The sequence below is a fragment of the Lysinibacillus sp. YS11 genome, assembly GCF_002896375.1.
Classification (GTDB): Bacteria; Bacillota; Bacilli; order Bacillales_A; family Planococcaceae; genus Lysinibacillus; species Lysinibacillus capsici.
This window is the reverse complement of sequence record NZ_CP026007.1, coordinates 1,147,214-1,160,018: the sequence shown is the minus strand read 5'-3', so window position 1 is coordinate 1,160,018 and position 12,805 is coordinate 1,147,214. Positions and strand designations below refer to the sequence as shown.

The window sequence follows — 12,805 nt, the reverse complement described above, 5'->3', positions numbered from 1 at the left end:
CTCTACTATACTTGTTTTTGAGAAAACACGCAAGAAAAAAGCGAACATTTATTCGATTTTTCTTCAAAATAAAAATTTGGATAGTTTTCCTCTACCCAAATTCCTATGTTCTACTCTATTTTAATATCGTTTTGTGTAGCCACGTTCTTCTAAAAGTTGCATTAAATAATGGCATGTAAATTTCACCGCACGGAGTCGATTCGTATTCCGCATGCCTGATAAATGAAGTAAATATGTAAGCGGCTCCTCGTCATTTATGGCAATACCAATCCAAACCGTACCTACTGGCTGATGATCATGTGCAGTGGGACCTGCTTCTCCTGTAAGACCAATCCCAATATTTGTAGCAAATTTCTCACGAACAGCACTTGCCATTGCCGCTGCACACTCAGCACTCACAACACCATGTGTATCAATTAATTCTTGTGAAATGCCTAGCTGTTTTACTTTCGCATCTGCTGCATAGGTAACAACGCCTCCTATAAGTGCATTGCCTACCCCTGGAATTTCCGCAAGTTCAGATTGAAATAAACCAGCAGTTAAACTTTCTGCAGCCGCAATTGTTAGCTCATTATCCAGTAGCATTTCTACCGTTTTTGAGGCAAGGGAATCATCATCTACACCATATTGATAATCACCAACAAGTGCTTGTATTTCTGCAACCTTTGCCTTAATAAGCTGGCCAGCTTGTTGCTCTGTTGCGGCTTTAGCTGTTACGCGTAACGTTACCTCACCATCAGAAGCAAGTGGAGCAACTGTTGGATTGGTTTGTGCATCTAAAATATTTTGAACTTGTACTTCAAGCTCGGCCTCACCAATTCCATAAAATCGCATAACATGTGATGCAATGATCCCTCCATCATTAAGCATCGCAGCAAGTTTAGGTTTAGCCTCAAATTGAAACATTGGTTCTAACTCTTTTGGAGGTCCTGGTAATAAAATATAAGTGCGATCATTTTTTGTGAAGATCATACCTGGAGCCATTCCATGGTGATTAGCTAATACTTCACTCCCAGCTAAAATTAATGCCTGTTTACGATTATTTTCCGTCATTGGACGTCCTCGTTTAGCAAAAAATTGCTCAATATACGTCAATGCTACTTCATCAAACTCAAGAGAAACACCAAGATGACGTGCAATCGTTTCCTTCGTTAAATCATCTTTTGTTGGACCAAGTCCTCCCGAAAAAATAATGAGATCTGCACGAGACTCTGCCACTTCGATAGCTTGTTCTAAACGCTTTGCATTATCGCCTACTACGGTATGATAAAAAACGTTGATGCCAAGCTCGGATAGCTGGCTTGAGATAAATCTCGCATTTGTATTCGTAATTTGACCTAATAATAGTTCTGAGCCAACCGCAAGAATTTCAGCATTCATGATCCCAAGACCTTTCTTATTTAGACTCAAGTAATACACGTCGATTTAGATAGAAATAATCCCATCCTGACCAAAGTGTAAAGAACAATGCAACATAGAGCATGATTGTATCAAATGGAATACCAACCAATGTAAAGATTGTATTGTGTAAAAGAGCAGCAGCAATCGCTACAATTTGTGCCCAAGTTTTAATTTTACCAAGCTGATTGGCAGCTACGACTTCTCCTCCACCTGCCAAAATCAAACGTAAACCCGTTACAGCAAATTCACGACTAATAATAATGATAATTACCCAAGCAGGTGCCATCTTAAGCTCGACCATTAAAATAAAGGCTGCTGAGACAAGTAACTTGTCAGCTAAGGGATCTAAAAATTTCCCAAATGTCGTTACAAGATTATACTTACGTGCGTAATAACCATCCACCCAATCGGTTGTTGAAGCAAAGATAAAAATAAGTGCGCCTATAAAATGATGGATTGGCATCTCTGCACCAAAAAGTGATAATGTTCCCCAGCCAAAATCAAACATCATAACAATGACAAAGAATGGAATAAGTAAGATTCGAGAGATGGTAATTTTATTTGGAATGTTCATTTTTCTAACACCTTTCATGATGAAAGAAAGTAGTCATCATGTGATGACTACTGTTCTTTATTGAAATTGATGACGATATTTTGCGTTACAATTTGTTGTGCATACGTTAGAAGTTCGTCATTAATATAGATTTTAGCTTGCGTTGAATTACCGAGACGAATACGAACATAGTTTTGTGTTGAGGCGTCAAATTCAACTACTTCCCCGGCATTATAGACACGCGTATCTGTTAAGATTTCTTGTTGCTGTTGATTGCGAATACCAACAAATGTAGGGCCTGATATTTCGATTTTCAGTTTCATTGTATCCGTCCCTGTTAACGTATAAGAAGTTGTCGCTCCATCTGCTTCAACAGTACCCGCGGAAATTGTTTGCTTCATCTCTTCAGTTTGATCAGTGTCATCTTCATCAGTTGGTGTTTCTTCTGTAGCTTTTGTATCTTCTTTATCATTTTTCTGTGCATCTTTATTTTCTTGTTCTTTTTTATCCTTCTCACTATCAATTGGCTTGACATTTGTGTCATATTCAATCTCAGGAGTTGGATTTACTTCTTCGCTTGTCCCTGGACTGTTTTTTGATTGCCATAGCACCCATATAGCCACAATAATGACTACAATAAATAAAGCAACAATGATTTTTGGCATAGCCTCCATCATTTTATTCGAAGGGCCTTTCGTTACTTTTCTTCTGCTGGGGCTATTCGTCATCGATTGACTTACTTGATCGTTTGGAGTGCTCGGTAGTTCATTTTTATATGTCTCTAAGATTTCTTCCGCATCCAACCCAACAGCTTCTGCATATTGTTTGATAAAAGCTCGTACATAAAACGAACCAGGCATAATGGAATAATTGCCCTCTTCAATCCCTACTAAATAACGTTTTTGGATTTTCGTTATTTCTTGTAAATCGTCTAAGCTGTAGCCTTTAGACAGTCTCGCCTCTTTCAGTCGAGTCCCTAATTCTGCCACTAATAACACCTACTTTAACATCAAATTAAAAATTAAATCCTCCAAAAGAATCGGATTCGGACATATGATTTTTTTCCATTATTTCATAAGTAATTTCTTCATCAGTGTGATGACGTAGTTCAATAATATAATCAAAATCCTCTATTTTATATTCTGAATGCTGAACAAACATATCTGGATGCTCTACAACTTTGATACAAGGCATATTCATCATTTCACGCACTAATTGCAAATGTTTCTCATCAGATGAACGTCGAGTCACAATACCATCTAAAATAAAAATATTGTTACGACTAAATTCATCTCCCACAAGCTTATTACGAACTGTTTGCTTAATCATTGTAGATGATAAAAAGATCCATTTTTTATTGGCACAGACACTGGCGGCTACTATGGATTCAGTTTTTCCAACACGTGGCATGCCACGAATACCAATCAGCTTATGTCCCTCTTTTTTAAAGAGTTCTGCCATAAAGTCGACTAAAATACCTAATTCATCTCTTACGAAATGGAATGTGTTTTTTTCATCTGCATCTCGAGGAATATAACGACCATGCCTAATGGCTAAACGGTCGCGAAGTTTTGGTTGTCGAAATTTGGTTACGTTAATATGTTCCATTGTCGAAACAATTGTACGAAAACGCTCAATTGCCTCATCATTGTCTGTATGCACTAACATACCACGTCGATCCTCATCTACACCATTTATTGATATAATATTGACACGAAGCATCCCTAAAAGTGAAGCAATATCTCCTAATAATCCAGGGCGATTCACCTGAATTTCATATTCAAAGTACCAATCGCTCAACACACTCGTTCCCTTCCTATTAGTTAACGTAAAAAATCCTTTATAAGTTCCATCATAGCTGATTTTTTATGTAATGGAAAGTTAGAATACATGGAATTACAGTGTTATTTACTAATTTTTTTTGATGACTGTTAAATAGGCTTACATACGTTCCCGTTTTCACAGATAAAAAGTTTATTGTATAGCAAAAAGAGGAGATTGGCTCTCCTCTTTTATTTACTGCACATGCTTATTTTGTACAAGCTTAATGACACAATTCGCTAATGCATGTTTTTCATCTTCAGAGGCAACGCCCCATAAATCCGACAGCACTCGCTCTTGTTCGTTTTTAGGATCGACATTAGTCGCCAAATATTCCCCAATTTGGACAGCAGCCGTTTGAATCATTTTCTTCGGCATACCACTTGATTCAGCTTGCATAACGTTTTGTCCTAAAAACGATGTCCATTTTTGCCAGTTTTCTAAAATGGTCATATTCTTCCTCCTCCTTTACACAAGTAGTATGTGCAAAAGAGATTATTATATGTACCAGCCTCCATTTAATCGTACGATTTGTCCTGTCACATAATCAGCTTTACCAGACAAATAAAAACGTACCATTTCAGCCACATCTTTTGTTTGTCCAATGGAACCTAGTGGGATATCGTCCAAAATGTATTGAAGCTCTTCTTGATTTAGATGGCTGTTCATTGAGGTATTTATAAAACCAGGAGCAATAGCATTCACTCTAATCCGAGATAATGCCGCTTCTTTTGCATAGGATTTAACAAAAGCATGTTGCGCACCCTTAACAGTTGCATAAAGTGCCTCCCCCGCTGAGCCAGCTTCTCCCCAAATGGAACCTATAAATAGTACATAGCTCACTTCATGCTTGCGAAGTTTTCCAGAAAGTAAAGCTGTTAGTCTCATAGGATTTTGAACATGAACACGCCATAAAGCATCCATATCCTCAACTGTCGTATCTTCGAGCAATGAATAATGGGCTTGTCCATTAGCAAAAACAATAGCCTGCACATTGAAAATTTGCGCGGCTACTAATTCTGCTCCTTTAACAATTGAAAAATCCCCCTGTACAAGCATAAATTCTTGTGCAGGGAAATTTTCGGTAAGCATTTCACATAATCTCTGTGCCGCATTTTGATTGTTTGAATAATGTACATAGATGGACCAGCCGTCCTCAGCTAAGCTTTGACAAATGGCATGACCGATATCACCTGATGCACCTAAAACAAGGGCAAATTTTTTCACTGTGCATCCTGCTTACTTGGCAGAATTTTAAAGACCGTTTGCTGTGTTTCACCTTGGATAGAAGCAAATGCTTTTTGTAAATCATCCACAGTTAATGTCTCAAGTACTGGTACTACATCAAATAAATTCATGTCATTAAAGGAATATCGTGTGAATTGGTTTGCGATAAACTCGATCGAATTTAGTGCACGTAGGAAGAACCCAATTTTTTTGCGTTTTATACGATCCAAACCAGCACGATCAAACTGGCTATTTCCTTCATATTTTGCTAATTCGTCCATAATCGTTTTTGCCAATTTATCAGGCTCTGCTGAATCTGATCCGATCATGGCAAACCCAAAACCATTTTCTAAGGTAAAATCAAAAGCATATGTCTCATCAATTAAACCTTCCTCGTAAACACGTTCATAAAAATCAGAGGTACGTCCAAAAATAAGCTCAAGTGCAATTTGAACCGACAACTCATGCTTTAACATGTCCTGACCTGATAAATTAGTGTCTTTCGCTTTTAAACCTACATAAATTTTTGGTTTTTGAACATCCATATTTAATGTACGTTCTTTAATAGCTACCTCTGTTGGTTCTATATCAAAGAAGCGTTGAATAGGCGTTGGTTCTGGGAACTCTTTTTTACCTTGATTCTCACGAATAAACGTCATCATTTCTTCTGGTTCAACAGCACCAATCACAAATAACAACATATTGGAAGGATGATAAAACGTATTGTAGCACGTATATAAGTGCTCGGCTGTAATGCCATCAATCGATTCAATTGTACCAGCGATATCAATCTTTACAGGATGATGATGATACATATTTTCGATTGTGCCAAAGTATAGACGCCAGTCTGGTTGATCATCATACATTGTAATTTCTTGCCCGATAATTCCTTTTTCTTTATTGACAGTAGCTTCTGTAAAGTATGGTTCTTGGACAAAATTCAATAATGTTTCTGTACTTTTATAAATATTGTCAGTAGATGAAAATAAATAAGCTGTACGCGTAAACGATGTAAATGCATTCGCAGAAGCACCATATTCGCTAAATTTTTGGAAAACGTCTCCATCCTCTTTTTCGAACATTTTATGCTCTAAAAAGTGTGCAATACCATCTGGTACAGTAATACTTTCTGTGTCACCAATTGGCACGAACGTACGATCGACAGAGCCGTACTTTGTTGTAAATGTAACAAATGTTTTGGAAAAGCCTTTTTTCGGCAATATATAAACATCTAAGCCATTGTCTAGTTTTTCATAATAAAGTATTTCATCTAATTGTTTAAATTCTATTGTTTTCATTGTGCGGCTTGCTCCTTTCCACATAAGAAATAGACCGCTTCAAGCTGCACTTGCTTTGCCATTGCAACAACATCTTCTTTTGTCACAGCTTTCCACTTATTTGCCCAGGCTTGAACTGAGAATTCCTCAGGTAAATCCTTATATTGATCAAAAATTTCAATTTGACCTCGTGCCGAATCTAAAGATTCTTTTAGCTGATTCGTCAGCATAGCCTTTGTTTGCTCCAGCTCTAAATCGGTAATGTCCCCAGCCTGCATGACGGCAAGTTGTTCTTTAATTAAAGATAGCGCTTTTTCTTCATTTTTAGCTTCAATCCCAGATACAACAAATACAAGTCCATAATGCGAAGCATAGGAACTAGAAGCATAATAAGCAAGACTCTCTTTTTCACGAACATTCATAAACAGCTTAGCATGTGGATATCCACCAAAAATCCCATTAAAAATTTGCATCTTAGAGAAATCTGCATCACCAAATCTAACAGGTGTGCTAAAGCCAATATGAAGTTTACCTTGTTTCATTTCATGCTGTTCTCTTACATAATCATTGTCTGGATGTTGTTGGGGGAGTACTGCTGGAACTTCCTCAGGAGTACGATCCTTAAATGGTAGTGCTTTTTTTAATTTCGCAACAATTTCCTCTTCATTAATGTCTCCAGCTACATAAATATCGATTTTGTCGTTAGCTAGCATCGATTGATAAGCCTCAAATAATGAGGCAGGGGTAATCTTTTGAATTTCTTCGACACTACCATTCGCTGAAATTGATGCTGGCTCATTTGGTCTCAAGATTTGTTGTAGACGGAATTGAGCAAAGCGAGATTTATCGTCAAAAATAGATTCAATACGTTGAATAACTGTCTTTTTCTCACGCTCAACAACGGATTCCTTAAAGACACCATTTTCTAGATTAGGCTCAAAAATAGCTGTATGCAATAAACCAAGGACTTCGTTTAAGACACTTGTATTTGCTAGATAATGATCATTAACAGTCTCTACATTCATAAGAACCGTATGCTCATTTCCGCGCTTCGATGTATCAAAATACAAAACTGTACCATACAAGTCATCTAAAAAGCTTCGAAAAGCAGCAGTTGTCTTATATTTAGCATTACTGTGCTGCAGTACATTTGTTAATACTGTACGCTCTGATGCACTTTTAGCCGTTAATGCTCTTCTCCATTTAATTGAAAAATTTACGGTTTTAAATTGGGTCGTTTGTCGGATATGCAAATTGACACCTTTTGCAAAAGGTATTGTTTTAAACATATGAAACCCTCCTATCCTTCTTAATATAACGATGTACTACACATACTATACATGTCTATTGTCTATAATTGCAAAAGGAATCCAAAGTATGTATGGGAAAAATTAAAAATTACGCCAATTATAATAAAAAAAGGACCGAGCATAGTGCCCAGTCCTTAAAATGCTTTTCTTAGCGTTTACCTTTAATATAAGGTTGTCCACTCGCTTTTGGAGCGTTTGCTTTACCAATAAAGCCTGCTAAAGCAAGAATTGTTAACACATACGGTAAAATTTGTAGATATACTGCTGGAACATTCTCGATTAGCGGAATTTGATTCCCTGCAATACTTAATGTTTGTGCTAAACCGAAGAATAAGGCTGCACCTAGTGCTCCAATTGGATGCCACTTCCCGAAAATCATTGCGGCAATAGCCATGAAACCTTGACCAGCAATTGTTGCGTGTGAGAAGTCGTGTGTAATTGTTTGTGCATACACTGCACCACCAAGACCACCTAATGCCCCAGAAATCATCACGGCAATATAGCGCATTTTATTTACATTTATACCCATTGTATCTGCTGCCATTGGATGTTCACCCACTGCACGCAAACGCAAGCCGAATGGCGTTTTATAAATGATAAACCATGCCCCGAATGCTACAGCGAACGCTAAAATAGATGTGCTGTAAACATCATGGAACAGTAAACGACCGAAGAACGGAATATCCTCTAAGTAAGGGACACCAAAACGACGAATCGGTTGGTCAATCATATCTGTTTGACCTTTATCATAAATCATTTTTACTAAGAATACGGTTGCAGCTAAACCTAATAAGTTAATAGCTACCCCTGATACCGTTTGATCGGCACGGAAAGAAATAGAAGCTACAGCATGGAAAAGTGAGAACACAGCACCAATCACAACAGCTGCTAGCATTGCTACCCAAACTGTTGCTGCCCCTAATGATGAAGCGAATTCTAAATTGACAAAAATACCAACAAACGCACCGACAATCATTAAGCCTTCTAGCCCGATGTTGACAACACCAGAGCGTTCAGAGAATACCCCACCGATGGCCGTAAAAATCAAAGGTGTTGCATAAAGAATCGCTGAAGGGATGATGAAATATAACATTTCTAAAAAGCTCATGTTATTGTCCCTCCTTTTTCTTGCTCAGCTTTTGTAAGCCTACTCGAATAATATAGCCTGATGCAACGAAGAAGATAATCAATGCAATAATAATGGATACGATTTCTTCTGGAATTCCCGCAGCATTTGGCATATTTAATGCACCATATTTTAAAGAACCAAAAAGGGATGCCCCAAACACTACTCCAAGTGGTGTATTGGCACCAAGTAGCGCAACGGCGATACCGTCAAACCCAATTCCCGTAAAGCCAGGTTTAATGGATGCGTTTTGGAATGTCCCTAAAGCTTCCATCGCACCACCCAGACCTGCAAACATACCAGAAATTGTCATAGCTAAAATAATATTTTTATTGACACTCATACCTGCATAATCAGCGGCATTTTTGTTAAAACCTACTGCTTTTAGCTCGTAGCCACGTGTTGTTTTTTCTAAAATGAACCACATCACAACTACCATTAAAAGTGCAACAATGATCCCATAGTGAAGACTTGAGTTGTCTGTAAGCTCTCTTAAAAACGGAGAACGTAAAGAAGCTGACTCATGGATACGTTCTGTTTTAAAGCTGCCATCGGACAATTTTTTAATCACTGCATTTGCAATATAAAGTGCAGTGTAGTTCAGCATAATTGTCGCAATAACTTCGTGAACTTTAAATTTCGCTTTTAAGAAACCTGCAATAAAGGCCCAAAATGCACCTGCAGCAGCTGCTGCAAGCAATGCTAATGGTAAGTGAATGATTTTAGGAAGTTCAAACGCATAACCTACCCATGCAGCGGCTAACCAACCTAAAATTAGCTGACCTTCAACACCGATATTGAAGAGCCCTGTACGGAATGCAAATGCTACCGCAAGACCTGCTAAAATATATGGTGTAATTTGACGAATTGTGTTCCCGATTGAATATGAATCTCCAAAAATACCTGTCCAAAGAGCGATATAACCTTGCACTGGGTCATAGCCACTGACTACCATAACGATAGCCCCTACAATTAAACCGATAATGATAGAGATGATAGGAACGAGGATATTAATGACACGATTTGACATTAGTCGTTCCCCTCCTTCGCATCACGCTTTATATTTTTTTTACTTTGTCCTGCCATTAGTAAGCCTAGCTCTTGTTCAGTCGTTTCTTTCGGATTTAACTCATCAACAATTTGTCCATCATAGATAACAGCAATTCGATCCGAAACATTCATTACCTCATCTAATTCAAATGAGATTAATAAAACGGCTTTCCCTTTATCACGTTGCTCAATTAGACGAGAGTGAATGAATTCAATAGCTCCTACGTCAAGTCCACGTGTTGGTAGAGCAGCAATTAATAGATCAGGGTTACGGTCAATTTCACGACCAATAATTGCTTTTTGTTGGTTACCACCAGATAATGCACGAGCTGGTGTCATCTCTCCATTACCAGTACGCACATCATACTCTTTAATGATTTGGCGAGCTTTCTCTGACACCTTTTTATAGTCCATCACAAAGCCCTTCGCTATTGGAGATTGGTAATATGTTTGCAATGCAATATTATGACCAATTGGGAAATCTAAAACTAATCCATGCTTATGACGGTCTTGTGGAATATGTCCTACGCCTTCCTCTGTAATTTTACGAGGCTTCATGTTAGTAATATCTTTACCATTCAGCTTGACTTTACCACTTTTAATTTTGCGTAGACCTGTAATGGCTTCTATTAACTCTGATTGACCATTACCATCAATACCAGCAATACCTACGATTTCACCTTTACGAACATTTAAATTAAGACCTTTAACTTTATCAATATTTCGATAGTCTGTAACAACCAAGTTCTCAATCGCAAGCACTTCGTCAGTCGGAGTCGCATCCGTTTTTTCCGTTTTGAATTCAACCTGACGGCCAACCATCATTTCAGCAAGCTGATCAGGATTTGTGGCAGCGGTTACAACTGTGCCAATCCCTTCTCCCTTACGGATAATCGTCACACGGTCTGAAACTTCCATAATTTCTTTTAGCTTATGCGTAATTAAAATAATGGATTTACCCTCTGCGATAAGACGGCGCATTATTTGAATTAATTCGGTAATTTCTTGCGGTGTTAATGATGCAGTTGGTTCATCAAAAATTAAAATTTCGGCACCACGATACAATGTTTTTAATATTTCTACACGCTGTTGCATACCAACCGTGATATCCTCGATTTTGGCGTTCGGATCAACATCTAATCCATACTTTTCAGAAAGTGCTTGTACTTTCTTAGCCGCATCTTTTATATTCACAATTCCCATTTTAGTAGGCTCAGTGCCTAAAATGATATTTTCTGTTACCGTAAAGTTTTCTACCAACATAAAATGTTGATGCACCATGCCAATCCCTAAATCATTGGCAATATTCGGGTTTGTAATTTTTACAGCCTTCCCACGTACACGAATTTCGCCACCCTCTGGTTGATACAAACCAAAAAGGACGTTCATCAAAGTCGATTTACCTGCACCATTTTCACCTAGCAATGCATGAATCTCGCCTTGTTTCAGTTGGAGGGTGATATTATTATTCGCCACGAAATTACCGAATTCTTTACGGATTCCTAGCATTTCAATCACATAATCCAAATTTGTCACTCCCTTAATAGGCACTATTATTAAGTATTTTCATCTTAGCGTATAGTATCTGCTGCTACATGATGGATGGTACAGATAAGCCATACGTCCAGTAATAAATTTTCTACTAGAGGCTATATTTTATTACCGATTTAATATCCCACCTATAGAGGTAGATGTTTTGCTAAATTAATACAGGAAAGGTCATCGTTAGAAACCTTTCTTCTATTAACTTGTTACCATCATTATTCAAATCATAATTACTACCTCTATAAGGTTTCTATAAATCTAGTTAAATAGAGTATTGCGAATAATCTAAATATAACGATAGATTGAAAAATCATCATAAGGTCCTTCTAAGAGTCCCTTATGATGATCAAAAGATGAATTATTTTTCCACTTTTTCTGGAACTTTGATTTCACCCTTAGCAATTTTTTCTTTATATTCGTCGATTACTTTTTGTACATCTTCTGGAATCGCACCGCGAGAATCCGCAAGTTTAACGCCGTCTTCAGCTAAACCGTAAACAAGTGTTTCTCCACCTGGGAAATCACCATTTTTCGCTCTATTTGAAATATCTACTACTGCTGTATTAACACCTTTTAACATAGAAGTTAATGTAACGTTTGTTTTATCGTCTACTTTACCTTCTTCGTATTGGTCAGCATCTACACCGATAACCCATACATCAGCATTTGGATCTTTCGCTTTACGCTCTTTTGCTTCAGAGAATACACCGTTACCAGTTGCACCAGCAGCGTGGAAGATTACATCTACACCTGAAGAATACATGCTGTTCGCTGTAATTTTACCAAGATCTGCTTTATCAAAGGCACCAGTATATTTTACTTGAATATCGATATCTGGGTTTACTGCTTTAGCCCCTTCAACGAAACCAGCGTGGAAACGGTTAATAACTGGAATATCAACGCCGCCTACGAAGCCGATTTTACCTGTTTTAGATGTTTTCGCTGCAGCAACACCTGCTAAGAAAGCACCTTCTTGCTCTTTGAACAGTACGTTTACTACGTTGTCTGCTTCTACTTCAGCATCGATTAATGCAAAGTGGTTATCTGGATTTTCAGAAGCAACTGCATCAATTGCATCAGCCATCATGAATCCGATACCAAATACTAAGTTAAAGTCACGACGAACTAAGTTGTTTAAGTTTGTTTCATAGTCAGCATCTGAAGCTGATTGTAGGTAGTCAAAACCACCATCACCTTTTGATAAATCATGCTCTTTACCGTAAGCTTGTACACCTTCCCATGCAGATTGGTTGAATGATTTGTCATCAACGCCACCTACGTCAGTAACCATCGCTACTGAGAAAGCTTCTTCTGTGCTTTCGCCACCTGAAGCATTGTCATTTTCTTTCGCTGGCTTTTCGTCGTCTTTCGTACCACAAGCACCTAAAATAGCACTTGCCGCTAATACTGATGTTAATACTAAACCAAATTTACGTTTTTTCATTTAATTAACCCCCCAAAGGTATTGTAATTAGCAGGAAAAAATTTAGAAATG

At 37.8% G+C, this 12,805-nt stretch carries 12 protein-coding genes; all 12 read right to left on the bottom strand.

What is annotated here, in order from left to right:
* Window positions 1–120: 120 nt before the first annotated feature.
* Window positions 121–1,380 carry a competence/damage-inducible protein A gene (locus LBYS11_RS05380; RefSeq protein WP_054550950.1) on the bottom strand — a complete coding sequence of 420 codons (1,260 nt, stop codon included), beginning with the start codon at window positions 1,378–1,380 and terminating at the stop codon, window positions 121–123.
* Window positions 1,381–1,396: 16 nt separating this feature from the next.
* Window positions 1,397–1,975 carry a CDP-diacylglycerol--glycerol-3-phosphate 3-phosphatidyltransferase gene (gene pgsA, locus LBYS11_RS05375; protein WP_004224936.1) on the bottom strand — a complete coding sequence of 193 codons (579 nt, stop codon included), beginning with the start codon at window positions 1,973–1,975 and terminating at the stop codon, window positions 1,397–1,399.
* A 47-nt stretch (window positions 1,976–2,022) separates the two neighbouring features.
* Window positions 2,023–2,952 (bottom strand): helix-turn-helix domain-containing protein, encoded by a 930-nt coding sequence (locus LBYS11_RS05370; protein ID WP_175400707.1) that lies wholly within the window; start codon window positions 2,950–2,952, stop codon window positions 2,023–2,025.
* Between the two features lie 16 nt (window positions 2,953–2,968).
* Window positions 2,969–3,754 carry a DUF3388 domain-containing protein gene (locus tag LBYS11_RS05365; RefSeq protein WP_026023397.1) on the bottom strand — a complete coding sequence of 262 codons (786 nt, stop codon included), beginning with the start codon at window positions 3,752–3,754 and terminating at the stop codon, window positions 2,969–2,971.
* Window positions 3,755–3,970: 216 nt separating this feature from the next.
* Window positions 3,971–4,228 (bottom strand): DUF3243 domain-containing protein, encoded by a 258-nt coding sequence (locus LBYS11_RS05360; protein WP_004224939.1) that lies wholly within the window; start codon window positions 4,226–4,228, stop codon window positions 3,971–3,973.
* Window positions 4,229–4,273: 45 nt separating this feature from the next.
* A complete protein-coding gene (ymfI, locus tag LBYS11_RS05355; protein WP_016992831.1) occupies window positions 4,274–5,002 on the bottom strand; it encodes an elongation factor P 5-aminopentanone reductase in 729 nt (242 codons plus the stop codon).
* Window positions 4,999–6,300 carry an EF-P 5-aminopentanol modification-associated protein YfmH gene (gene yfmH, locus LBYS11_RS05350; protein WP_066036548.1) on the bottom strand — a complete coding sequence of 434 codons (1,302 nt, stop codon included), beginning with the start codon at window positions 6,298–6,300 and terminating at the stop codon, window positions 4,999–5,001. Before yfmH ends, ymfI begins: the two co-directional genes overlap by 4 nt.
* Complete coding sequence (gene yfmF / locus LBYS11_RS05345; RefSeq protein WP_054550536.1) at window positions 6,297–7,568, bottom strand: EF-P 5-aminopentanol modification-associated protein YfmF; 1,272 nt, start codon at window positions 7,566–7,568, stop codon at window positions 6,297–6,299. The genes yfmH and yfmF overlap by 4 nt, the downstream gene beginning before the upstream one ends.
* Before the next feature lie 169 nt (window positions 7,569–7,737).
* The gene (locus LBYS11_RS05340) at window positions 7,738–8,697 is read right to left on the bottom strand and encodes an ABC transporter permease (RefSeq protein ID WP_048391533.1); all 960 of its coding nucleotides are present in this window, start codon (window positions 8,695–8,697) and stop codon (window positions 7,738–7,740) included.
* Between the two features lies 1 nt (window position 8,698).
* Window positions 8,699–9,745, bottom strand: coding sequence for an ABC transporter permease (locus LBYS11_RS05335; RefSeq protein ID WP_004224945.1), 1,047 nt, complete (start codon window positions 9,743–9,745; stop codon window positions 8,699–8,701).
* The gene (locus LBYS11_RS05330; RefSeq protein ID WP_054550535.1) at window positions 9,745–11,292 is read right to left on the bottom strand and encodes an ABC transporter ATP-binding protein; all 1,548 of its coding nucleotides are present in this window, start codon (window positions 11,290–11,292) and stop codon (window positions 9,745–9,747) included. Before LBYS11_RS05330 ends, LBYS11_RS05335 begins: the two co-directional genes overlap by 1 nt.
* 376 nt (window positions 11,293–11,668) lie before the next feature.
* On the bottom strand, window positions 11,669–12,754 hold the full coding sequence (locus LBYS11_RS05325; RefSeq protein WP_048391537.1) for a BMP family lipoprotein: 1,086 nt from the start codon (window positions 12,752–12,754) through the stop codon (window positions 11,669–11,671).
* Between the last annotated feature and the right edge of the window lie 51 nt (window positions 12,755–12,805).